Origin of the sequence: Sphingomonas insulae (assembly GCF_010450875.1) — a bacterium.
Classification (GTDB): Bacteria; Pseudomonadota; Alphaproteobacteria; order Sphingomonadales; family Sphingomonadaceae; genus Sphingomonas; species Sphingomonas insulae.
On the sequence record NZ_CP048422.1, the window covers coordinates 952,169 to 973,504 of the forward strand.

The 21,336-nt window shown below is 67.6% G+C and carries 23 protein-coding genes; 14 read left to right on the top strand and 9 right to left on the bottom strand.

Annotated features, from left to right (window positions below):
- Nucleotides 1-24 precede the first annotated feature (24 nt).
- Together GTH33_RS06160 and GTH33_RS06165 are read left to right on the top strand one after the other, a co-directional pair.
- Entirely contained in the window at nucleotides 25-699 is a 675-nt protein-coding gene (locus tag GTH33_RS06160) for a glutathione S-transferase family protein (RefSeq protein WP_163957662.1), read from the top strand.
- Nucleotides 680-1,033, top strand: a complete 354-nt coding sequence (locus tag GTH33_RS06165; protein WP_420853550.1) for a tRNA-binding protein — start codon at nucleotides 680-682, stop codon at nucleotides 1,031-1,033. Before GTH33_RS06160 ends, GTH33_RS06165 begins: the two co-directional genes overlap by 20 nt.
- A gap of 10 nt (nucleotides 1,034-1,043) precedes the next feature.
- Here the strand turns inward: GTH33_RS06165 and GTH33_RS06170 are convergent, their stop codons facing one another.
- Complete coding sequence (locus tag GTH33_RS06170; protein ID WP_163957664.1) at nucleotides 1,044-1,457, bottom strand: DUF1810 domain-containing protein; 414 nt, start codon at nucleotides 1,455-1,457, stop codon at nucleotides 1,044-1,046.
- Between the two features lie 41 nt (nucleotides 1,458-1,498).
- On the opposite strand from GTH33_RS06170, the gene GTH33_RS06175 reads away from it, so the two are divergent.
- Nucleotides 1,499-2,005, top strand: a complete 507-nt coding sequence (locus tag GTH33_RS06175; RefSeq protein WP_166753184.1) for a hypothetical protein — start codon at nucleotides 1,499-1,501, stop codon at nucleotides 2,003-2,005.
- Between the two features lie 4 nt (nucleotides 2,006-2,009).
- The gene (locus tag GTH33_RS06180; protein ID WP_163957666.1) at nucleotides 2,010-2,630 is read left to right on the top strand and encodes a YbhB/YbcL family Raf kinase inhibitor-like protein; all 621 of its coding nucleotides are present in this window, start codon (nucleotides 2,010-2,012) and stop codon (nucleotides 2,628-2,630) included.
- 457 nt (nucleotides 2,631-3,087) lie between these two features.
- Here GTH33_RS06180 and GTH33_RS06185 read toward each other — a convergent pair whose 3' ends face one another.
- Nucleotides 3,088-4,143, bottom strand: coding sequence for a GGDEF domain-containing protein (locus tag GTH33_RS06185; RefSeq protein WP_163957668.1), 1,056 nt, complete (start codon nucleotides 4,141-4,143; stop codon nucleotides 3,088-3,090).
- Between the two features lie 64 nt (nucleotides 4,144-4,207).
- Nucleotides 4,208-4,738: a peroxiredoxin gene (locus GTH33_RS06190; RefSeq protein WP_163957670.1), complete on the bottom strand. Its 531-nt coding sequence runs from the start codon at nucleotides 4,736-4,738 to the stop codon at nucleotides 4,208-4,210.
- A 65-nt stretch (nucleotides 4,739-4,803) separates the two neighbouring features.
- On the opposite strand from GTH33_RS06190, the gene GTH33_RS06195 reads away from it, so the two are divergent.
- On the top strand, nucleotides 4,804-5,622 hold the full coding sequence (locus GTH33_RS06195) for an inositol monophosphatase family protein (RefSeq protein WP_163957671.1): 819 nt from the start codon (nucleotides 4,804-4,806) through the stop codon (nucleotides 5,620-5,622).
- 158 nt (nucleotides 5,623-5,780) lie between these two features.
- On the opposite strand, the gene GTH33_RS06200 is transcribed toward GTH33_RS06195, so the two are convergent.
- On the bottom strand, nucleotides 5,781-7,946 hold the full coding sequence (locus GTH33_RS06200; RefSeq protein ID WP_163957672.1) for an AsmA family protein: 2,166 nt from the start codon (nucleotides 7,944-7,946) through the stop codon (nucleotides 5,781-5,783).
- Nucleotides 7,947-8,107: 161 nt separating this feature from the next.
- Here GTH33_RS06200 and rpmI point away from each other — a divergent pair, with 161 nt between their 5' ends.
- The 5 genes from rpmI (at nucleotide 8,108) to pheT (ending at nucleotide 12,884) form a co-directional block, all read left to right on the top strand.
- Nucleotides 8,108-8,311, top strand: coding sequence for a 50S ribosomal protein L35 (rpmI, locus tag GTH33_RS06205; protein ID WP_017977259.1), 204 nt, complete (start codon nucleotides 8,108-8,110; stop codon nucleotides 8,309-8,311).
- A gap of 12 nt (nucleotides 8,312-8,323) precedes the next feature.
- Entirely contained in the window at nucleotides 8,324-8,689 is a 366-nt protein-coding gene (rplT, locus tag GTH33_RS06210; protein WP_037532450.1) for a 50S ribosomal protein L20, read from the top strand.
- 215 nt (nucleotides 8,690-8,904) lie between these two features.
- Nucleotides 8,905-9,228, top strand: a complete 324-nt coding sequence (locus GTH33_RS06215; RefSeq protein WP_163957673.1) for a GIY-YIG nuclease family protein — start codon at nucleotides 8,905-8,907, stop codon at nucleotides 9,226-9,228.
- A 29-nt stretch (nucleotides 9,229-9,257) separates the two neighbouring features.
- Nucleotides 9,258-10,355 carry a phenylalanine--tRNA ligase subunit alpha gene (gene pheS / locus GTH33_RS06220; RefSeq protein ID WP_208404154.1) on the top strand — a complete coding sequence of 366 codons (1,098 nt, stop codon included), beginning with the start codon at nucleotides 9,258-9,260 and terminating at the stop codon, nucleotides 10,353-10,355.
- A gap of 138 nt (nucleotides 10,356-10,493) precedes the next feature.
- A complete protein-coding gene (gene pheT, locus GTH33_RS06225; RefSeq protein WP_163957675.1) occupies nucleotides 10,494-12,884 on the top strand; it encodes a phenylalanine--tRNA ligase subunit beta in 2,391 nt (796 codons plus the stop codon).
- A gap of 351 nt (nucleotides 12,885-13,235) precedes the next feature.
- On the opposite strand, the gene GTH33_RS06230 is transcribed toward pheT, so the two are convergent.
- Entirely contained in the window at nucleotides 13,236-13,946 is a 711-nt protein-coding gene (locus GTH33_RS06230; protein WP_163957676.1) for a murein L,D-transpeptidase catalytic domain family protein, read from the bottom strand.
- 206 nt (nucleotides 13,947-14,152) lie between these two features.
- Here GTH33_RS06230 and GTH33_RS06235 point away from each other — a divergent pair, with 206 nt between their 5' ends.
- From GTH33_RS06235 to GTH33_RS06250, 4 genes are all read left to right on the top strand, one after another.
- On the top strand, nucleotides 14,153-14,752 hold the full coding sequence (locus GTH33_RS06235) for a L,D-transpeptidase family protein (protein ID WP_249055013.1): 600 nt from the start codon (nucleotides 14,153-14,155) through the stop codon (nucleotides 14,750-14,752).
- Between the two features lie 115 nt (nucleotides 14,753-14,867).
- Nucleotides 14,868-15,743 (top strand): aldose 1-epimerase family protein, encoded by an 876-nt coding sequence (locus tag GTH33_RS06240; protein WP_163957677.1) that lies wholly within the window; start codon nucleotides 14,868-14,870, stop codon nucleotides 15,741-15,743.
- A 183-nt stretch (nucleotides 15,744-15,926) separates the two neighbouring features.
- Nucleotides 15,927-17,582 (top strand): peptide chain release factor 3, encoded by a 1,656-nt coding sequence (locus GTH33_RS06245; RefSeq protein ID WP_249055015.1) that lies wholly within the window; start codon nucleotides 15,927-15,929, stop codon nucleotides 17,580-17,582.
- 577 nt (nucleotides 17,583-18,159) lie between these two features.
- Nucleotides 18,160-18,369, top strand: coding sequence for a hypothetical protein (locus GTH33_RS06250; RefSeq protein ID WP_163957678.1), 210 nt, complete (start codon nucleotides 18,160-18,162; stop codon nucleotides 18,367-18,369).
- Between the two features lie 171 nt (nucleotides 18,370-18,540).
- On the opposite strand, the gene GTH33_RS06255 is transcribed toward GTH33_RS06250, so the two are convergent.
- From GTH33_RS06255 to plsX, 4 genes are all read right to left on the bottom strand, one after another.
- Nucleotides 18,541-18,900: a MerR family transcriptional regulator gene (locus tag GTH33_RS06255; protein ID WP_163957679.1), complete on the bottom strand. Its 360-nt coding sequence runs from the start codon at nucleotides 18,898-18,900 to the stop codon at nucleotides 18,541-18,543.
- A gap of 5 nt (nucleotides 18,901-18,905) precedes the next feature.
- A complete protein-coding gene (locus tag GTH33_RS06260; protein WP_163959661.1) occupies nucleotides 18,906-19,205 on the bottom strand; it encodes an integration host factor subunit alpha in 300 nt (99 codons plus the stop codon).
- Between the two features lie 123 nt (nucleotides 19,206-19,328).
- Nucleotides 19,329-20,297, bottom strand: a complete 969-nt coding sequence (locus tag GTH33_RS06265; RefSeq protein ID WP_163957680.1) for a beta-ketoacyl-ACP synthase III — start codon at nucleotides 20,295-20,297, stop codon at nucleotides 19,329-19,331.
- The gene (gene plsX, locus GTH33_RS06270) at nucleotides 20,294-21,325 is read right to left on the bottom strand and encodes a phosphate acyltransferase PlsX (protein ID WP_163957681.1); all 1,032 of its coding nucleotides are present in this window, start codon (nucleotides 21,323-21,325) and stop codon (nucleotides 20,294-20,296) included. The genes GTH33_RS06265 and plsX overlap by 4 nt, the downstream gene beginning before the upstream one ends.
- Between the last annotated feature and the right edge of the window lie 11 nt (nucleotides 21,326-21,336).

Sequence of the window (21,336 nt, forward strand, 5' to 3'; positions counted from 1 at the left end):
CCTGCCAGCCCTACAGGTGTCGCCATGTGGCAGCTTTACCAATTTCCCCTTTGTCCGTTCAGCCGCAAGGTGCGCCTGCTGCTGGGTGAGAAGGGCATCGGTTACGAACTGGTGCGCGAATCGCCCTGGGATCGGCGTGACGAGTTCATGGACATGAACCCCGCCGGGGAAACACCCGTCATGGTCGACGCCTCGCGCCCCGGCGCGCCGCTGATCGATTCGATGGCGATCTGCGAATATTTCGAGGAAACCGTCGACAAGGCGGCGACGATCAACGGCACCGCCGCCAACCGCGCCGAAATCCGCCGGCTGGTCAGCTGGTTCGACACCCATTTCTATCGTGACGTCACCGGGCCGTTGTTGCACGAACGCGTCGTCAAGCGTCTGGCCCACCGCGCCGCACCCGATGCCAGGGGGCTGCGCGAGGCGATGAAGGCCGCGGTTAGCCACCTCGACTATACCGATTACCTGCTGGATCACCGCAATTGGCTGGGCGGTGCGACGATGAGCCTCGCCGATCTCGCCGCCGCGGCGCAGATTTCGGTCGCCGATTACCTCGGCGGGATCGACTGGAAGGGCCATGACCAGACCGCGCGCTGGTATCGCGGCTTCAAGAGCCGGCCGAGCTTCCGCCCCCTGCTGTCCGAACGCATGGAGATGATCGGCCCGCCGGCACATTATGACAATGTCGATTTCTAAGCCCATCGCCTACGCCGATTTCGAGGCGGTCGATATCCGCGTCGGCACCGTCGTCGCCGCCGAACCGTTCCCCGAAGCGCGCAAGCCTGCGATCAAGCTGCGCATCGATTTCGGTGCGGAGATCGGCGTGAAGAAATCCTCGGCACAGGTCACCGATCATTACACGCCCGATGCGCTGGTCGGTCGGCAGGTCGCGGCGGTGGTCAATTTCCCGCCTAGGCAGATCGGCCCGTTCATGTCCGAAGTTCTGACGCTCGGCTTTCCGGATGCGGACGGCAAGGTCGTGCTGATCGGCCCCGGGCTGCCCGTGCCGGACGGCGGCAAGCTGTTCTGATTTCCCCCGCCTAGCGCAGCAACGCCAGCGTCGCATCGTCCCGCTCGCCGTCGAAGAACCGGTCGAGTGCCGCGACGAACGGCGCCGGATCGTCCGCGACCGCGGCGAACAGCGTCATCGACGATCGCAGCTTCACCGCATCGATCCCGCCGAAGATCGCCGTCGCGCTGCCTGGCGCCGCGATCGCCGCCTGCGTCGCCTCGATCAATCGCCGGCCCAGCAGCGGATGCGACAGATATGCCCGCGCCTCCGCCTCGTCGACGATCGCATAGAAGCGAGCGGTCTCGCTCCGCCCCAATCCCGCGATCTGGGGAAAGACGAACCACATCCAGTGGCTCGCCTTGCGCCCGGCCCGCAACTCGTCGAGCGCTTGGGGATAGGTCCGCGCCTGTGCGGAAACGAAACGATCGAGGTTCTGCGCCATCGTTCAGGCAACCCGCTCGTACCCCGCTGCGTTCCACCCCCATGCGCCTCATCCCGCTCATCCCGCTGTTGCTGCTCGCCGCGTGCGGCAGCCGAACCGAAAAGCCGGCGGACAATGCCGCCGCGGCGGCGTTCGTGCCGCCGCCGACGCAGGCACCGACGCCGATCCCCGGTCAGGCGCACAGCAATCCGATCACGGCCTATGTCGGCAAATACCCGACCGACACGGTCGACGGCGTCGGCTTCTACGACCGGACCGAAGTCGCGCGCGCGTTGATCGACGCGGTAGGGGAGGACAAGGTCCGCCGCCGCTTCACGGCGCGCGATGCAGTTACCGTCCCGATCTTCGCGACCAAGGACAAGCGTATCGCGGCACACGGCTGCGAAGCGCATAATTGCGCCGACGCCAACTGGACCTTCCTGGTCGCCGAGGACGGCAGCAACGGCGAGGCTTGTTATCACGATGCCGCGACGATGGGCGCGACCAGCCGCTGGTATGCCGCCGGTGTGGCCCCGCGATCGCGCCCCGGCGATTGTCCGCAGGAGTAGACCGATGCTCGAACATGTACCCGCCTGGTTGGGCAAGGCGCTGGGCGACGTCCGCGCCGGGATGGAGAAGCTGGGCGTCGCCCGGATGGTGACGGATAGCGGCCTGCCGTCGCTCGATCTGTCCAGCCCCGCCTTCGCCGACGGCGCGCGGTTGCCGGAACGCTTCACCGCGGATGGGGCGGGCGTATCGCCGCCGTTGCTATGGGGATCGCCGCCGGCCGGTACCGCGCATCTGGCGCTGCTGGTCGAGGATGCCGATGCACCCGCGCCGCAGCCGCTGGTCCACGCCGTGGTCTGGGGCCTTCCCGCCGATGCGGGGCGGTTGGCGGAGGGTGCGGTGACTGCCGATGGCGCCGGCACGCCCGATCGCGACGTCGGCCGCAATTCCTATTTCCGTGAAGGCTGGCTGCCACCCGATCCCCCGACTGGCCATGGCGCGCATCGCTACGCCTTTCAGCTGTTCGCGCTCGATGCCGGGGCCGGCGACCCGGGTGAAACGCCCGGTCGGTCGGCGATGCTGGATGCGATGGCGGGCCATGTGCTGGCCGCAGGGGTGCTCATCGGCACGTACAGCCGCGGCGAAGCGGTACCGGCTGGACCGGTCGGCGCGGCGGCGACCGCCTGATGGCATGAGGGGGAGGGGGGTGGCCCGGCCGGCACGCGCCGGGCCCGACCCGCTCTGGCATGGGACTTAGCCGACGGTCGCGCCGCCCTGGCTGGCGATCACGAGGATGGTCGTCGCGAACGAAGCGAGACCGAGGAACAGGCTGCGATACATGGTGATTCTCCCGATGAGCCGCGGGGCTCAGGCGACCGGAACGACGGGGACGGCGGCGCTGATCGCGAGGGCGGCAAAGGCGAGAGCGGCGACGACCGAGAAGGCGGCGCGCTGGGCGAGTTCGAAGCGGAGGAACATGGTGACTTCCCTTTGGTGATCGGAGCGAGACATTCGCTCATCGATGCCAAGGGATTTGCAGCTGCCGTGCCAGTTTATCTAAATGGCTGAATTATCACGAAAAGCCATTCAAACCCCAAAAGTGTTGGTGAATTTCGCCAACCTCATGGCGCGCATTGCGCCAATATCAGGCGGCGCAAACCCGATCGCGGCCATCGGCCTTGGCGGTGTACAGCAACTGGTCGGCGCGCCCGAATGCGGCCGCGATCGGCTCGTTCGGCTGGACTGCCGTGACGCCGATCGACAGCGTCACCTGGCCCAGCGGCTTGTCCGTCTCGCGCAGGCGGAACCGCTTGGCGGCGATGACGCTGCGCACGCCGTCCAGATGGGCGGCGGCATCGGCCAAAGCGATACCATGGAGCAATATCGCGAACTCCTCGCCGCCATGGCGCACCACCAGATGCCCCGCGCATTCCTCCGCCAGCGTCCGGCCGACCGCGCTCAGCACGCGGTCGCCGATCTGGTGGCCATGGGCGTCGTTGATCCGCTTGAACCGGTCGATGTCGCACATCGCCAGGCAGAACGGACCATCGGGCTCGTGCCGCGTCGTGAACGCCTCGTCGAACGCGCGCCGATTGGGCAGGCCGGTCAGCGCGTCGCGGCGTGCGGTATCGTTGGCCTCCGCCAGCTTGGCGCGCAACGCATCCGCCTCGTGCGTCGCCTGCGCCAGCCGGACTTCGGCATCGCGGATGCGCGACAGCATCGATCCGGTGATGCGTGCGATCTCGTCCAGTCCCGCCGCGGTCTGCGATACCGGCGCCGTGCGTTCGATCGCAGCGGCGCTCTGCGCCAGGTCGCGGCCGAATCCGCGCGTTTCGTCCTGCATCGCCCGCATCATGTCGGCAAAGCCGTCGACCTGCGCCTGCGTCTGCGCGACGAGTTCGGCGGCCTCGGCATCCGCCTGCTGTTCGGCGGCATGGTCGTCGCGGCGCGGCGGCGGCGCACTGCCGCCCATCACCACCCGGCCGCCCAGCGATTCGATGTCGGACCGGCTCAGCCGTACCCCGCCATCCGTCAACCGCGCCACCGCCCCGGCGAGCATGCCGTCCGGGTTGGCGATCACGTCATAGGCGAAATTGTAATGCGCGGGTTCGGGGCTGAGCGCATGGGCCGAGAGGAAGGCGCCGATCTGTGAAAACAGGTCGCCTTTCTCGTCCTTCCTCGCCGCGAACGGTCCGCCCATACCCCACCCTTCGATCTCCGCCGTGGTTCTACGGGCGATAGGTTATCGGACCGTTGCGCTTCGGTCAGGAATGGGGAAGCTTCTTTACCGCCGCCAGCGTCAGTGCGACATGCTGTGCCGGGTTCATGTCGTCATGCACATAGGCGACGCGGCCGTCGCGACCGATGACGTAGCTGGTGCGCTTGGTCAGCGACTTGCCCATTGCGCTGAGCGCGACGTCGTAGCCCTTGATGACGTTGGGGCCGGCGCTGGCGACGGCGAACTTGCCCGCGCACTTTTCCGCCGAGAAGCGCTGCAGCGTCGGCACGTCGTCCGCCGACATGCCGATCACCGTCGCGCCCGCCTTCTGGAAATCGGGGATCGCCTCGGCAAAGGCATGCGCCTCGGCGTTGCAGCCGCCGGTGAACGCCGCCGGGAAGAAGTACAGCACCACCGGCCCCTTTTTCAGCTGCTGCGCGAGGTCGATGTTCACCACCTTGCCCGCGACCGCGCCGCGCGTGGAGAAGGTCGGCGCCTTGGCCCCGACGGCGAGGCCGGCGGCGGCGGCAGGAGCGGCGACGACGGCGACGGCGGCAAGCAGGGGAAACAGGCGCATGGAACGATCCTCTCGAAGTTACCGCACCCTAGCGTAGCGCGGCCGGGCGCGATAGGGCGCAGGCCATGCCGATCACCGCCGCCGACATCCAGCTCGCCAGCCGCCTCGCCGATGCCGCCGGCGCCGCGATCCGCCCCTATTTCCGTGGCCAGCATGGCGTCGAGCTGAAGGACGACCATTCCCCCGTCACCCGCGCCGATCGCGAGGCGGAGGCGGCGATGCGCAAGCTGCTGGATGCCGAGGCGCCGGGCGACGGCGTGATCGGCGAGGAATATGGCGAGAAGCCCGGCGTGACCGGGCGCACTTGGGTGCTCGACCCGATCGACGGCACGCGCAGCTTCACCGTCGGCCGCGCGATCTTCGGCACGCTGATCGCGCTGGTCGAGGATGGCTGGCCGCTGCTCGGCATCATCGACCAGCCGGTACAGCGCGAACGCTGGCTCGGCGTCGCCGGGCGCCCGACGACGTTCAATGGCAAGCCCGCCCGCACCCGCGCCTGCCCGGCGCTGGCGGGCGCGGTGCTGGCGACCACCAGTCCGCACCTGTTCGGCGAGGGCGACGTGCCGCATTACATGGCGCTGGTCGCCGCGGCATCGGGCGGCCACGTACGGCAGGGGCCGGTCTATGGCGGCGACTGCTACAATTACGGCCTGCTGGCGAGCGGCCATCTCGACATCGTCGCCGAATCGGGTCTGCAACTCTACGATTTCGCCGCGCTCGTGCCGGTGGTCGAGGGCGCCGGCGGCCGCATGTGCGACTGGAACGGCGATCCGCTCACCGCCGACAGCGCCGGGCACGTGCTGGCGATCGGCGATCCGGCCCGCACCGACGACGTGCTGGAAGCGATCCGCGCGACGGCCGGCCACGGATCTCACGACCACTGATCGGCTGACCTGACCCACATCGTCATCCCGGCGTACGCCGGGACCCATGGATGGGGCGTGACTGCTGGTGCGCGCGACGGCCTGTAACCGTAATCATGGGTCCCGGCGTGCGCCGGGATGACGGACGGGGCGGGATGACGGATGGCAGGCCCGACCCTTCAAAAAATCCCCAGAAACTTCTTCCGCTGGTCCTTCTTCTCGCCGCCGGACGCCTTGCCGCTTTCGTCCTTCGCCGTCGTCCCCTTGCCGACGTCGTCGCGCGCATTGCCCTTGGTGGTGCGCTGCGCCTTGGCGGTCGCGCCGGCCAGCACCGGGCCGCACGCCGCCGATTTCGCATCGCCGACGTCGACGAACGCCAGGATTCCCGCCACCGGCGTCGCCACCAGTGCCAGCCCCAGTCCGGCGCCGGCGCGCCCCAGCAGCTGGTCGCTGATCACGTTCAGCTTCGGTCCGGCGAACACCCCGCCGACGCCGACCGGGGACTGGCCCGAGAACAGGCTGAACTTCTTGCCATCGGCGCGGAACGCCAGGTCGATCGCCTCGGTCCGGAAACTGAAGCCGCCGCGCCCGACTATGACGTTCTTGGTCGTGTCGATCAGGATCGGGTCCGCCGCCGCGACGCCGTTCCGCACGGTGAAACCGATCAGCCCGCAATTCACCTCGACCGGCTTCTTCAGCTTGTCCTCGAACATCTTCTGCACGAAGGTGCCGAGATCCAGCTCCGCCAGCTGGACGTTGCGCGTCCACAATTGGCCCTGCGGCATGACGAAGGCGATGCGTCCGGCCGCGGTGCTGAGCGAATCGTGGATCGAATCACCGCGTCCGTCCAGCTTGATGCGGCCCTTGATCGTCCCCGTCGTACCCGCCTCCGCCACGCCATAGCCGGCGAGCAGGCGCCCCATCGGTGTCGGCGCCAGCCGGATGTCGTAACTGACCGCGGTCGGCCGTTGTCGCGTGTCGAAGACCACGTCCGATGCGACATTGCCTCGCGCCATCGCGAAGCTGAGCGGCGACAGCGCCAGCCGTCCCCGGTCGAGGTTCAGCGTCATGTCGATATTGCTGATCGGCAGGTTGCGCGACCGCACGACGCCGATCGTCCATTTGAGGTCGGCATCGAATCGCCGCATCGTCTCGATCGGCAGTTCGGCGTCCGGCATGATCCGCTGCGGCGCGGCCCCGGTCGCGGCGGCTGCGGCGATAGCCCCCTTGGTCGCGACGATGTCCGGGTTATAGCCGATGAACGGTGCCGCATCGACGATGTCGAGGCTCCTGGTGGTCAGCACCGAATCGAGATGCAGCCGGTCGCCGTTGGTGATCGTCAGCTTGCCCGCGACATCGCTCTTGCCGACGGTGCCGCTCATCCGGGTGAAGACATAGTCCTGGCCCTGTTGCACCAGCTGCGCCTTCAGCCGGTAGCTGCGCGTGTTGGGGATGACCACGCCGATGATGCCGAGCAGTTCCGACAGGTTGCGCCCGCGCGCGCGGGTCTGCAACGGCACGCCCTCGATCCCCGCGATCGACGGCAGCGTGCCGGACACGTCGACGATATTGTGCGCGGCCCAGGCGCGCGCGACGAGCTGGTTGCGGCCGCGATTGACCGTCGCATCCGGCGACAGCAGTTGGGCGGTGACGCGGAACGGCGTGCCACGAATGGTACCGTCGCCGTCGACCCCCACCGCCTTGCCGATCCGTGCATCGGTCGAACGGATGTCCTCGACCCTCAGGTCGGCGAGCAGCTGCATGCGCGGATCGCGGTAGCGCACCGTCGTGCCGCGCACCGTCGCCACGTCGATACGCGGGAATTCCAGCGGCTTGCCGCCCTTCTTGTCGCTGAACGTCCAGGTGTTGGCGGTATGCGCCGCATTCCATTCCAGGTCGACCGCGCCATTCGCCAGGTCGAGCCAGTAGAGGCGCCGCTTGCCCCAGATCAGCGACAGCGGCGCGATCCGGGTGTCGATTCGTTCCGCCTGGAACAGGTACGGCTTCGTCGCCCATCCGGGATTGGTGATCGTCATCTTCTCCGCGAGGAACTTGATGCGGAACGGTGCGAAATACAGCTGGAAATCGCCGGCGACGGTGACCGGGCGATGCGTCTGCCCGCCGACGAATCGCTCGAACGGATGCTTCAGGAACCGCCCCTTGGTGATGTACAGCACCAGCCAGATCGCGACGATGAGCCCGACGAGGGCGAGCGCGATGTTGCGGGCGATCCGCCAGCCGCAGCTGCGCCGCCGCTCCGTCGCCGCCGGGGCGGCTGGGGCCGCTGGGGCCGCCGGGGCGGCTGGGGTGGCGGGGGTATCCGTCGCGGGGGTGGCGGTGTCCATGACACCATCAAGCGCCCCGCGCTCGTTCCGGTTCCGCATCGGTTGCGTTTCCTGCGGGGCTTCGCTAAGGGCCGCGCTTCCCGAGCGAGGCGCTACAGGACTGCCCGGCCATCAAGGGCTGCCGCGGCTGTCCATGCCATGCTCATAGCGAAAGGACCAAAATGCCCAAGCTCAAGACCAAGAGCGGCGTCAAGAAGCGCTTCAAGCTCACTGCCAGTGGGTTGCTGAAGCACGGCGTCGCCGGCAAGCGCCACCGCCTGATTAGCCACAACAGCAAGTACATTCGCCAGAACCGCGGCACCAAGGTGCTGTCGAAGGCCGACACCGCCACGGTGAAGGCCTGGGCGCCGTACGGCCTCAAGTAAGGATAACAGGATATGGCACGCGTCAAACGTGGTGTAACCACCCGCGCCAAGCACAAGAGGATTCTTGAGCAGGCCAAGGGCTATTACGGCCGCCGCAAGAACACCATCCGCATCGCCCGCCAGGCCGTCGAAAAGGCCGGCCAATATGCGTATCGCGACCGCAAGGTTAAGAAGCGGACCTTCCGTGGTCTGTGGATCCAGCGCATCAACGCCGGCGTCCGCGCCGAGGGCCTGACCTATTCGCAGTTCATGCACGGCCTGAAGCTCGCCGGCGTCCAGCTCGACCGCAAGGTCCTGGCCGACATCGCGATGCACGAAGGCGCGGCATTCAGCGCCATCATCGCCCAGGCGAAGGCGGCACTGCCCCAGGCCGCATAAGCGACCGGTGCAAGGTTTTTAGAAACGGGGCGTCGGTGGGAAACCACCGGCGCCCTTTTTCCGTAGCGGGGTTGGGTGGGTATATGCCCTCCACTCCACAACAATCGTCATCCCCGCGCAGGCGGGGATCCAGACGCGCAACGTCGCCGACAATCCGCTACCTTCCCCCATATGGATCCCCGCCTGCGCGGGGATGACGATCATGAGGGAACAGCATGGATCGTGAACCCTGCGTCTATATTCTCGCAAGCCGGCCACATGGCACGCTGTACGTCGGCGTCACGTCGAACTTGCCCGGTCGGCTGGTTCAGCATCGCGAAGGATTGATCCCGGGGTTCACCTCCCGCTACGGCGTTCACCGTCTGGTCTGGTACGACGTGGCGGACACGATGGAGGCTGTTATCGTCCGCGAGAAGCAGCTCAAGCGATGGAACCGCGACTGGAAGCTGCGGCTGATCGAAGAACGCAATCCCGCATGGGATGATCTGGCGATCGGCCTCGGGCTGCCGCCGGCACCAGTGAAAGAGAGCAACACGTGACTGACGACCTCGATACCCTGCGCGACCACATGCTGACGGCGATCGATGCCGCGACCGGCCTCGACGCGCTGGAGGCGGTGCGGGTCGAGGCGCTGGGCAAGCAGGGCAGCGTCACGCAATTGCTCAAGACGCTCGGCAAGATGACACCGGACGAACGCCAGACCCAGGGCCCACGCATCAACGGCCTGCGCGAAGCCGTCGCCGGGGCGATCGCCACGCGCAAGGCGGCGCTGGAACGCGTCGCGCTCGACGCGCGCCTCGCCGGCGAGACGCTCGACATGACGCTGCCTGCCGACGGTGCGCCGACCGGCACGATCCATCCGGTCAGCCAGGTCATGGACGAACTCGCCGAGATCTTCGCCGATCTGGGCTTCGCCGTCGCGACGGGGCCGGAGATCGAGACCGACTGGCACAATTTCACCGCGCTCAACATTCCCGACACGCATCCGGCGCGGGCGATGCACGACACCTTCTATCTCCAGCAGGGCCTCGATGCGAAGGCGGCGGGAACCGCCGACGAACGCACCACCTTTTCCCTGCTGCGCACCCACACCTCGCCGGTGCAGATCCGCACGATGCTGGGCCAGCAACCGCCGATCCGCATCATCGCGCCCGGCCGCACCTATCGCTCCGACAGCGATGCCACCCACACCCCGATGTTCCATCAGGTCGAGGGGCTGGTGATCGACAAGGGCATCACGCTCGGCCACCTGAAGTGGACGCTCGAAACGTTCCTGAAGGCGTTCTTCGAGCGGGACGACATCGTCCTGCGCCTGCGGCCCAGCTATTTCCCCTTCACCGAACCCTCGGCGGAGGTCGACGTCGGCTACACGATGGAAAAGGGCAAGCGCGTCATCGGCGGCTCCCCGGAGGGCAAGGACTCCGGCTGGATGGAAGTGCTGGGCTCCGGCATGGTCCACCCAAAGGTGATCGCCGCCTGCGGTCTCGATCCCGACGAATGGCAGGGCTTCGCCTTCGGCTGCGGCATCGACCGGCTCGCCATGCTGAAATACGGCATGGACGACCTGCGCCCGTTCTTCGACGGCGATATCCGCTGGCTGAAGCATTACGGTTTCTCGACGCTCGACGTGCCGACCCTGTCCGGCGGCGTCGGCGCAGGTGCGTGACCGCGGTCCTGTCCGTCATCCCGGCGCGCCGGGAGCCATGGACAGGTCGAGCATGATGGCGGGTGCAGGCGGTCGACAGCGGCCGCCCGCACCCACGGGTCCCGGCGTCAACCGGGATGACGAAGGTTTGGAATCGCTATGAAATTCACCCTGTCCTGGCTCCACGAGCATCTCGACACCGACGCCGGCCTCGACGCGATCGTCGACGCGCTGACCCGCATCGGGCTGGAGGTGGAGGGCGTCCACAATCCCGGTGACGCGCTGAAGGCGTTCCGCGTGGCGAAGGTGCTGACCGCCGAACGCCACCCGCAGGCGGACAAGCTCCAGGTGCTGTCGGTCGATGCCGGCCCCGATGTCAACAACGGGGCCCCGCTGCAGGTGGTCTGCGGCGCCCCCAATGCCCGCGCCGGCCTCGTCGGCGTGTTCGGCCCTTCCGGCGCCTATGTCCCCGGCCTCGACGTGACGCTGAAGGTCGCCGCCATCCGCGGCGTTGAATCGAACGGCATGATGTGCTCGACCCGCGAGCTGGAACTGGGCGACGACCATGACGGCATCATCGAACTGCCCGCCGATGCCGTCGTCGGCACGCCCTATCCCGATTACGCCGGTCTCGACGATGCGGTGATCGACGTCAGCATCACTCCCAACCGACAGGATTGCATGGGCGTGCGCGGCATCGCCCGCGATCTCGCCGCCGCCGGTCTCGGCACGCTCCGGCCGCTCGCCGTCGCGCCCGTCGCGGGCGAGGGCGATGCCCCCGACGTCCGCACCGACGATCCCGCCGGCTGCCCCGCCTTCTACGCGCAGAACGTCAGCGGCGTCAGCAATGGCGAGGCACCCGCATGGATGCGCCGGCGCCTCGCCGCGATCGGGCAGAAGCCGATCAGCGCGCTGGTCGACATCACCAATTACGTCTCGATCGATCTCGGCCGCCCGCTCCACGTCTATGACCGTGCGAAACTGGCTGGTGGCCTCGTCGCGCGGCGGGCGACCGACGGCGAACGGATCGTCGCGCTCAACGGCAAGACCTATGCGCTGACCCCGGCGATGACCGTCATCGCCGATGATCGCCAGGTCCACGATATCGGCGGCATCATGGGTGGTGAGGATTCCGGCGTGTCGTCCGGCACCACCGACGTGCTGATCGAATGCGCCTTCTTCGATCCCGATCATATCGCCCGCACCGGCCAGGCGCTGCTGCTGACCAGCGATGCCCGCCAGCGCTTCGAACGCGGTGTCGATCCGGCCTTCCTCGACGACGGCCTCGCTATCGCCACCCGTCTGGTGCTCGATCTGTGCGGTGGCACGCCATCGCCGGTCACCCGCGCCGGCCAGCCGCCGCTCGCCCCGCGTGTCTACGCCTATGACACCGCCAGGGCAGAGACGCTGGGCGGCCTCGCCGTTCCCGCCGATCGCCAGCGCGCGATCCTCGAATCGCTCGGCTTCGGCGTCGATGCCGACTGGAACGTCACCGTGCCGACGTGGCGCCGCGACATCGACGGCACCGCCGACCTCGTCGAGGAGGTCATCCGGATCGAGGGGATCGACAAGGTCGCGCCCGTGCCGCTGCCCCGCATGCCGGGTGTCGCCCGGCCGACCGCCACTCCCGGACAGAAGCTCGAACGCCGCGTCCGCCGCGCCGCCGCCGCGCGTGGCCTCGACGAGGCGGTGACGTGGAGCTTCCTGTCCGCGGCACAGGCGGCGCCCTTCGGCGGCGGCGCGTGGACCCTCGCCAATCCGATCAGCGAAGACCTCAAGGTCATGCGCCCATCGCTGCTGCCCGGCCTGCTCTCGGCGACCGAACGCAACCTCAAGCGCGGCATCACCGCGGTCCGCCTGTTCGAGGTCGGCCGCCGTTACCTTGCCGATGCCGAACGCCCGACGCTGGGTCTCGTCCTCGCCGGCAACCGCCGCGAACGCGGCTGGCGCGACGGCAAGGCCGCGGGGTTCGACGCCTATGACGCCAAGGCGGAGGCGCTGGCGCTGCTCGCCGCCGCCGGTGCGCCAGTCGACAATGTGCAGGTGATGGGCGAGGCGGGCGATGCATGGCATCCCGGCCAGAGCGGCACGTTGCGCCTCGGTCCGAAGACCGTGCTGGCGACGTTCGGCATGCTCCACCCCAGCCTGCTCAAGGCGTTCGACCTCGATGGCGCGGTCGCCGCGGTGGAACTGTACCTCGATGCGCTGCCCGCCCGGCGCGCGCTGAAGGACGGGGGTGGCTTCATGCGCCCCGCCTTCGCGCCGCCCGCGCTGCAATCGGTGCGCCGCGACTTCGCGTTCCTCGTGCCGGCGGAGGTGAGCGCCGACGCGCTCGTCCGCGCGGTCCGTAGCGCCGACAAGGCCGCGATCGTCGCGGCACGCGTGTTCGACGTCTTCACCGGCGCGGGGGTCGAGGATGGCAGGAAATCGGTGGCGGTCGAGGTGACGCTGCAACCCGGCGACAAGAGCTTTACCGACGACATGCTGAAGGGGATCGCCGACAAGGTCGTCGCCGCCGCCGCGAAACAGGGCGCCGCCTTGCGCGGCTGACCATCCCTCCCCGGTACGGGGGGCAGGGGACCACCGCGGGTCGGCGCGGGGGAGGGGCGACCCGGAGCGCAGACGCCGCCCGGCTGCCCCTCCGTCACCGCCCCTCCGTCACCGCCCCTCCGTCACCGCCCCCTCCAACACCGCAACGCCGCGCAGCGCAGCGCCTTTGGAGCAAGGGCCAAGGCCGGCGACCATATTCTATCCCGATCGCGAACGCCGCCTCACCCGTCACCTCCCATGGGGATGGGGGTCGCTGCCCATGGCCAGTCGGGCGCGCGCGCTGCGCCGGACGCACGCAGCAAAAAGCCCGCCACGCATCCGCGGGCGGGCCGTTTACGCCTCATGCTGCGATCACACCTTGGCGGAAAAGATCATCCGGCCTTCGCCCAGCTGCGCGAACACGTCGCTGAGGTCGCCTTCCCCGACCGCGAAGCAGCCCTGGCTGCGCCCCAGCATGCCGTGCGTGCGCAGCATGTCGCGGTTCGCATACCAGGCGGAATGCACCACGATCGCCCGCGCCAGCGCATTGTCGTTGGTCGGGTCCAGCCCGATCAGCCGCTGCGACCGGCCATGCTTGCCGACGTAATAGTCCGAGGTGACGAACGACCCTTCCGACGTCGCGTTCGAACCGGGATCGTTGGAGAAGCGCTTCAGGAAACCGGTGTGCGCAGGGTCCGAACCGCTGCCGTGCGCCACCAGGAACGACCGGCTCTTGCCGGATACCAGGTCGACCAGGTGGAACCGCGCCTGCGACGACGGCGCCGACATGTCGGCGATGGCGATGCGGTCGCGATGCGCCACGCGGCGGCCATGCGTGTTGAGCGCCGCCAGCGCCTGACGCATCAGGTCGGGGCGCACCACCCTGGGCGAGGTGACCGGACGGGCCACCACCATCGGCCGCGGCGCGGGCACCGGCGGTTCGCTGATCGGCCGCAGGTCGCGCTGGGTCAGCCGGCGCGTCGCTGCCGATACCGTGCTCGGCACCGCCAGCGTCGCCGCCAACACCAGTCCGTTCTTCAAAAGCGCGCGCCGATCATGTGCGCTATCGTGCTCAATTTGCATCGAAATTTAAAAGCCCCGGTTTGATCCCGCTAAAGACCATATAGCAGCTTTGGACTTAATTTTCTGCAACCCGCGTCCCCGGCTGGCCCTTTGGTTGCACGGTTGGGCGCGGGTCGGGCTCGATTGATCCCGATCCGTCCGAGGCACGAATCACATCATCGTGCGTTGATCGAGGTGAAGGGGGCGGGCGTAGAAAGGTTGATTTCGTGAAGCAGTGGCTCGTCATGGCAGGTAACGCGATCCCCGCCATCCTCCTCGTCGTCGCGCCCACGCCGGCACTCGCTGCGATCGATGCGCTCGCGCCCGAAATCACGACGCTGGCACCCAACCGCTTTCTCTGGAACGACAGCGCGACGCTGGAACCGGTCAGCATCGGCATCTCGATCCCCGACCAGAAGGCCTACGTCTACCGCGGCGACCTGCTGATCGGCGCCTCGACGGTGTCGACGGGCAAGGATGGCAAGGACACGCCGCTCGGCGTGTTCCCGATCCTGCAGAAATCGGAACAGCACAAAAGCAACCTGTACGACAGCGCGCCGATGCCGTTCATGCAGCGGCTGACCTGGGACGGGGTCGCCATCCATGCCGGCATGAACCCGGGCTTCCCGGCGTCACACGGCTGCATCCGCGTGCCGACGGCCTTCGCCAAAAAACTGTTCGCGGTGACCAGCAAGGGAACGCCGGTGCTCGTCACCGACGCGTCCGCTGCGGAAGGCTGGACGCCGCCGACGCCGTACGATGCGCAGGCTATGCAGGCCGAAACCGCCAGCGCCAATGCCGCCGCGCTGGAAACGGTCGCCCGCTGACCGCCCCGCCGGTCGCCCGGTTGACCGGCGTTACCCGATCGTCCGCGTTGACCATCGGTGGTGCGCCGGGCAATCGCATCTCCCATTGTTGGGACTTGCGTTGGGATTTGTGCACATGACCGAATTCGTCACCATCCGCTCGGACGTCCTGACCGCGGCGATCAACCCGCTCGGCGCGGAACTGACCCATTTGCGCGATGCCGGGGATCGCGAATTGATGACGAACGCCGATCCCGCGTTCTGGACCGGACACGCGCCGATCCTGTTCCCGGTCGTCGGCGCGCCATTCGAAGAGACGATCCACCTCGATGGTCGCCCCTATCCGATGAAGAAGCACGGCTTCGCCCGCGGCGCATCGTTCGATGTCGTGCAAGCGAACGACGAGAGTGCGACCTTCGTGCTGACCGACAGCGATGCGACGCGGGCCAGCTACCCCTTCGCCTTCCGTCTGGAACTCACCTACACGCTGCACGGTGCGACGCTGGATATCACCGCGCGGATCATCAACCCGGCGGACACCGTGCTGCCTGCCAGCTTCGGTTTCCATCCCGCCTTCGCCTGGCCGCTGCCGTACGGACGGGATCGCGCCGCGCACCGCATCCGCTTCGACGCCGACGAACCCGATACGCTGCGCACCATCGCCGCGGACGGCACGATTGCCGCGGCCCGCAAGCCATCCCCGCTCGATGGCCGCGACCTGCTGCTTCGCGACGACCTGTTCGTCGACGATGCGCTGGTGTGGGACGCGGTGCGATCGGACGCCGTCGTCTATGGTGCGGCCGATGGCCCGCGCCTGCGCATCGCCTTTCCCGACACGCCGATGCTCGGCATCTGGACGAAGCCGGGCGCGGCCTATGTCTGCGTCGAACCGTGGCACGGCATCGCCGATCCCGAAGGCTATACCGGCGATTACCGTGCCAAGCCCGGTGTCTTCGACGTCGCGGCAGGTGGAGAGAAACGCATCGCGATGCGCGTGACGCTGGAGGAATAGGGCGCCACCGCCCCATCCGCCGTCCCGGCGGCCGGGACTCACGGTGGCGGCGAACCCGATGGCGCCGCGCGGATGCCGATGGCGTGCTGCCCGCGGGCCGCGACGTTCGGCGACAGGACGATAGGGGCGCACGCAACCCCCTGTCCTACACGCCGCCAATCTGGCAAAGCGCGGCCATGACCCATGCCGTCCGCCTGTCGCCGCCCGTTCCGCGGGCAGCGTGCGGAGGGCGCTTCCGAACCCGACGTACCGTCAACTTCGCCAACTTCCGCGTCGCTCGCCCGAGTCGCGCATCATTCCGAGACCCGATCCAGTGACCTCCCCCGCCGCACCTTCGCGATCATCTCCCACCCCGACGCCGGCAAGACTACGCTGACGGAAAAGCTGCTGTATTTCGGCGGTGCGATCCATCTGGCGGGCGAGGTGAAAGCGCGCGGGGCGAACCGCCGCGCCCGGTCGGACTGGATGAAGATCGAACAGCAGCGCGGCATTTCGGTGACGTCGTCGGTGATGACGTTCGAACGCGACGGCATCACCTTCAACCTGCTCGACACGCCGGGCCACGAAGACTTCAGCGAAGATACCTATCGTACGCTGACCGCCGTCGATTCCGCGGTGATGGTGATCGACGCCGCCAAGGGAATCGAGCCGCAGACGCGCAAGTTGTTCGAGGTGTGCCGCCTGCGCAGCGTGCCGATTATCACCTTCGTCAACAAGGTCGATCGCGAAGGCCGCCCGGTGTTCGAACTGCTCGACGAGATCGCCGACATGCTCGCGCTCGACGTCTGCCCGATGAGCTGGCCGGTCGGCATGGGCGGCGAGTTCGAGGGCGTGCTCGATCTCGTCACCAACCGCATCAGCCGACCGGAGGGCGACAGCCGCGCCTTTCTCGGCAAGACCGAAGACGCGCCGGCCCTGTCCGAACGCTGGACGGAGGAGATCGAGCTGGCACAGGCCGGCTATGCCCCCTTCGATGCGGAGGCGTATCGCAACGGCGACCTGACACCGGTCTATTTCGGTTCCGCGCTCAAGGACTTTGGTGTCGCCGAACTGATCGGCGCGCTCGCCGAACACGCACCGCCGCCGCGCGCCCAGCCGGCCGAACCCGCCCCCGTCTCGCCCGACAACGACGAAGTCACCGGCTTCGTGTTCAAGGTCCAGGCGAACATGGACCCCAACCACCGCGACCGCATCGCCTTCATGCGGCTGTGCTCGGGCACCTTCAAGCGCGGCATGAAGCTGACCCCCTCGGGCAGCGGCAAGCCGATCGCGGTGCATTCGCCGATCCTGTTCTTCGCCCAGAATCGCGAAGTCGCGGACGAGGCGTTTCCCGGCGATATCATCGGCATCCCCAATCACGGCACGCTGCGCGTCGGCGATACCTTGTCGGAACGCGCCGACGTACGCTTCACCGGCCTGCCCAATTTCGCGCCCGAAATCCTGCGCCGCGTCCAGCTGAAGGATCCGACCAAGACCAAGCAGCTGCGCAAGGCGCTCGACGACATGGCCGAAGAGGGCGTGACGCAGGTCTTCTATCCGGAAATCGGGTCCAACTGGATCATCGGCGTCGTCGGCCAGCTCCAGCTCGAGGTGCTGCTGTCGCGGCTGGATGCGGAATATAAGGTCGCTGCCGGCCTCGAACCCGCGCCGTTCGAAACCGCGCGCTGGGTATCGGCCGAGGACCCGGCAGACCTCAAGCAGTTCATGGACCTCAACCGCTCCGCCATGGCCAAGGACCGCGACAATAACCCCGTTTTCCTCGCGAAGAGCGCCTGGGAAGTAAACTACATCGCCGACCGCTACGCAAAGGTACGCTTCGCGGCGACTCGCGAACGGTAAGCGACGACGGGACCCGGCCGGCACGCGCATGTTGGTCGGGACCGCGCGCAACCCCATGACGTCGCAGGGCAAAACAGCGGCCACTGTCCTACACCGCTGACCGGCGTCAGCTAATCCTTGCCGACACCAGCTCTTTCTCATCATCGGAAAAAGTGGAAACGATCGCCGCCGCACATTTCCGTACGAACGAACCTCGGGGCGACTCGCGAACGGTAAGCGACGACGGGACCCGGCCGGCAGGGAGGTCTTGGTCGGGATCGCACGCAAACCTGATGCTGCAGGCAAAACGGCGGCCACTGTCCTACACTTCTGACCGGCGCGAGCTGACCCTTGCCGACACCGGCTCTTTCTCATCATCGTCGAAACGGAGACAATCGCCGCCGTACGTTGCCGTACGAATAGCCCTCGGAGCGACTCGCGAATGGTAAGCGACGACGGGACCCGATCGGCAGGGCGTGTTGGTCGGAACCGCGCGCAACCCATGACGTTGCAGGGCAAAATGGCGGCCACTGTCCTACAACGCCGACCGGCGCTGGCTGATCCTCGCTGACACCCGCTCTTTCTCATCATCGCCAAAATGAAAACGATCGCCGCCGCACGTTTCCGTACGAGTGCCCCGGTTGTTCATGTTGTTCATGTTGCTCCGCCTGCCGCCGTCCGCGTCGTCGCGCTGATCTATCGTGGTCCGGATCGACCGTCGTTCGACGCCGTGGTGCCTATGGATTGCCGCAAACGTTGTGGCCCGATGCCGCACACGAAGGGCTGGCCCGATCCGATCAACGGATAAGTACGGACGCCATCATCCCCGTTCACGCAGCGGGAAGACCGCTCGGACGCCGGCAAGGCAGCGCTTCGTGCAGAGGCTCGCGAACACCGGCCGCGGATCGTGAATCGGGCCACCTTGGTCGCGCAACGGACCGACGGGCGAGCGGTCGGCTGACGTCGACAGCGGCGTCGCTCAGGCGGGGTGCTCGTCCTGGCGCAGCGCCTGCGCCAGCTGGTCGCGGATCGTCCGCAGCCGCCGTATCGGATCGATGCCGGTATCGGGCGCCACCGGGGCCGACTGGCGGCGGTCACCCAGCAATTGCTGCACGCCGCGCACGGTATAGCCGTCGCGGTTGAGCAGGCCGTCGATGCGACGGATCAGCGCGACGTCCTCGGGCCGGTAATAGCGGCGGTTGCCGGCGCGTGTGACCGGGCGCAACTGGGGAAAACGCGTTTCCCAATAGCGCAAGATATGCTGGGGAAGGCCGGTTTCCTCGGAAACCTCCCCGATCGTCCTGAATGCTCCGCTCGCCTTTGGCGTGCCGGAGGGCACCGGGGTCAGCTCGATGTGACGATGCGCTCGCGCATCATCTGGCTGGCACGGAAAGTGAGTACGCGGCGCGGCGCGATCGGCACCTCGATGCCCGTCTTGGGGTTGCGGCCGATCCGTTCACCCTTGTCGCGCAGGACGAAGGTGCCGAAGCCCGAGATCTTGACGTTTTCGCCACGCGACAAGGCTTCGCACATTTCGGTCAGGATTTGTTCGACGATCTTGGCCGAATCCGTCCGAGACAAGCCGATCTGACGATGCAGTGCTTCCGAAAGGTCGGCCCGCGTCAACGTGCCCGCGGTAGTCATCAACACGCTTGCCCCACTCCATTCACTAGAATGCTCCTCAAGCAAGCTACACCAGAGAAGAAATGTCCGAAAGTGACTTTCTTGCGTTGATGCGGCACAATATGCGCCTGGCGGGCCTATGTGTCAAAAACGGATGACGGCGGCGCCCCAGGTGAAACCGCCGCCCATCGCCTCCAGCACGACGATCTGGTTCTGGACGATCCGTCCGTCGCGCACCGCGGTGTCGAGGGCCAGCGGCACGGATGCGGCCGACGTATTGGCGTGGCGGTCGACCGTCACCACCACCTTGTCTGCGGGCAGACCCAGCTTGCGGCTGGTGGCATCGAGGATGCGGGCGTTGGCCTGGTGCGGGACCACCCAGTCGACGTCGTCGGGGGTCAGGCCGGCGATCACCAGCGTTTCCTGCATGACCGCGGCGAGGTTGACGACGGCGTGGCGAAACACCTCGCGCCCCTTCATCCGCAGCTTGCCGACGGTACCGGTCGTCGATGGTCCGCCATCGACATAGAGCAGTTCGTTGTGGCGGCCATCGGCGTGCAGCTTGGTGGCGAGGATGCCGCGACCGGTGTCCGCGTCGCTCTCCTGCCCCTCCAGCACGATCGCGCCGGCGCCGTCGCCGAACAGGACCGCAGTGGTGCGGTCTTCCCAATCGAGGATGCGGCTGAACGTCTCGGCGCCGATCACCAGCGCGCGGCGATGGATGCCGGTGCGCAGCATCGCATCGGCGACCTGCACCGCATAGAGGAAGCCCGAGCACACGGCGGCCACGTCGAAGGCGACGCAATCGTCGATGCCCAGCATCGCCTGCACCTTGGTGGCGGTGGCCGGAAAGGTCTGGTCGGGGGTCGCGGTGGCGAGGACGATCAGGTCGATGTCCTGCGCGACGAGGCCCGACGACGCGAGCGCGCCGCGGCATGCCTCCGCCGCGAGCGTCGAGGTGGTTTCGTGCGGTTGTGCGATGTGGCGGAAGCGGATGCCGGTCCGCTCGACGATCCATTCGTCGCTGGTGTCCAGCCGATCGGCGAGATCGGCGTTCGACACCCGGTTCTCGGGCAGCGCCGATCCGGTGCCACGGACGACCGAGCGGATCATGCGGCCCTCTTCTCGAAATTGCCCAGGTCGTCGGCGATCCGGCGCGTCAGGTCGGCGCGCACCATCTTGGCGGCATTGCCGATCGCGGTGGCGACGCCGCGTTCATTGGCGCTGCCGTGGCTCTTTACGACAATGCCGTTGAGGCCCAGGAAGACCGCGCCATTGTGGTTGTTGGGATCGAGGTGGTCGCGCAGCAATTCGGTGGCGGGGCGCGAGATCAGGAAGCCGACCTTCGAGCGGACCGACGAGCTGAACGCGCGCTTGAGCAGGTCGGCGACGAAGCGCGCGGTGCCTTCTGCGGTCTTCAGCGCGATGTTGCCGGCAAAGCCGTCGCAGACGATCACGTCATGGTTGCCGCGGGCGAGCTGGTCGCCCTCGACGAAGCCGGTGAAGGTCAGCGGCAGGTGCGACTGGCCCCTGAGAACCGCGGCGGCGTCGCGAATCTCGTCGGTGCCCTTCTGGTCTTCGCTGCCGATGTTGAGCAGCGCGACGCGGGGGCTGTCGAGGTCCATGATCGTGCGCGCATAGGCCGCGCCCATCACCGCGAACTGGACGAGATTGCGCGCGTCCACCTCGGTATTCGCACCCAGGTCGAGCATGACGACGTCGTTGTCGCCGAGCGTCGGCAGCGGCGCGGCGAGCGCCGGACGGTCGATGCCGGGAAGGGTGCGCAGCGCGAGCTTCGCCATCGCCATCAACGCGCCGGTGTTGCCCGACGACACGGCGGCACCGGCGCGGCCCTGCTTCACCAGATCGATGGCGATCCCCATCGACGTGGTCTTGGACCGGCGGATCGCCTGGCTGGGCCGGTCGTTCGACGCGACCGTTTCCGGCGCGTGGACGATCTCGCTATGCTGGCTGAGATTCGGGTGAGACTTCAGTTCCTCGCGAACCGCGGCCTCGTCGCCCACCAGGAAGAAGCGCATGCCCTCGAACCGCCGGCGTGCCGCAGCGACGCCAGCGAGCATGACCGCCAGCCCCTTGTCGCCGCCCATCGCATCGACGGCGATCCAGGAATTGTCGGGCATGGTTCAGCGCT

What these genes read in the sequence shown, in the direction of transcription:
- GTH33_RS06160 (WP_163957662.1), top strand. Translation starts at nt 25, where the DNA reads ATGTGGCAGCTTTACCAATTTCCCCTTTGTCCGTTCAGCCGCAAGGTG.
- GTH33_RS06165 (WP_420853550.1), top strand. Translation starts at nt 680, where the DNA reads ATGACAATGTCGATTTCTAAGCCCATCGCCTACGCCGATTTCGAGGCG.
- GTH33_RS06170 (WP_163957664.1), bottom strand. Translation starts at nt 1,457, where the DNA reads ATGGCGCAGAACCTCGATCGTTTCGTTTCCGCACAGGCGCGGACCTAT.
- GTH33_RS06175 (WP_166753184.1), top strand. Translation starts at nt 1,499, where the DNA reads ATGCGCCTCATCCCGCTCATCCCGCTGTTGCTGCTCGCCGCGTGCGGC.
- GTH33_RS06180 (WP_163957666.1), top strand. Translation starts at nt 2,010, where the DNA reads ATGCTCGAACATGTACCCGCCTGGTTGGGCAAGGCGCTGGGCGACGTC.
- GTH33_RS06185 (WP_163957668.1), bottom strand. Translation starts at nt 4,143, where the DNA reads ATGGGCGGACCGTTCGCGGCGAGGAAGGACGAGAAAGGCGACCTGTTT.
- GTH33_RS06190 (WP_163957670.1), bottom strand. Translation starts at nt 4,738, where the DNA reads ATGCGCCTGTTTCCCCTGCTTGCCGCCGTCGCCGTCGTCGCCGCTCCT.
- GTH33_RS06195 (WP_163957671.1), top strand. Translation starts at nt 4,804, where the DNA reads ATGCCGATCACCGCCGCCGACATCCAGCTCGCCAGCCGCCTCGCCGAT.
- GTH33_RS06200 (WP_163957672.1), bottom strand. Translation starts at nt 7,946, where the DNA reads ATGGACACCGCCACCCCCGCGACGGATACCCCCGCCACCCCAGCCGCC.
- rpmI (WP_017977259.1), top strand. Translation starts at nt 8,108, where the DNA reads ATGCCCAAGCTCAAGACCAAGAGCGGCGTCAAGAAGCGCTTCAAGCTC.
- rplT (WP_037532450.1), top strand. Translation starts at nt 8,324, where the DNA reads ATGGCACGCGTCAAACGTGGTGTAACCACCCGCGCCAAGCACAAGAGG.
- GTH33_RS06215 (WP_163957673.1), top strand. Translation starts at nt 8,905, where the DNA reads ATGGATCGTGAACCCTGCGTCTATATTCTCGCAAGCCGGCCACATGGC.
- pheS (WP_208404154.1), top strand. Translation starts at nt 9,258, where the DNA reads ATGCTGACGGCGATCGATGCCGCGACCGGCCTCGACGCGCTGGAGGCG.
- pheT (WP_163957675.1), top strand. Translation starts at nt 10,494, where the DNA reads ATGAAATTCACCCTGTCCTGGCTCCACGAGCATCTCGACACCGACGCC.
- GTH33_RS06230 (WP_163957676.1), bottom strand. Translation starts at nt 13,946, where the DNA reads ATGCAAATTGAGCACGATAGCGCACATGATCGGCGCGCGCTTTTGAAG.
- GTH33_RS06240 (WP_163957677.1), top strand. Translation starts at nt 14,868, where the DNA reads ATGACCGAATTCGTCACCATCCGCTCGGACGTCCTGACCGCGGCGATC.
- GTH33_RS06245 (WP_249055015.1), top strand. Translation starts at nt 15,927, where the DNA reads ATGCCGTCCGCCTGTCGCCGCCCGTTCCGCGGGCAGCGTGCGGAGGGC.
- GTH33_RS06250 (WP_163957678.1), top strand. Translation starts at nt 18,160, where the DNA reads ATGAAAACGATCGCCGCCGCACGTTTCCGTACGAGTGCCCCGGTTGTT.
- GTH33_RS06260 (WP_163959661.1), bottom strand. Translation starts at nt 19,205, where the DNA reads ATGACTACCGCGGGCACGTTGACGCGGGCCGACCTTTCGGAAGCACTG.
- GTH33_RS06265 (WP_163957680.1), bottom strand. Translation starts at nt 20,297, where the DNA reads ATGATCCGCTCGGTCGTCCGTGGCACCGGATCGGCGCTGCCCGAGAAC.
- plsX (WP_163957681.1), bottom strand. Translation starts at nt 21,325, where the DNA reads ATGCCCGACAATTCCTGGATCGCCGTCGATGCGATGGGCGGCGACAAG.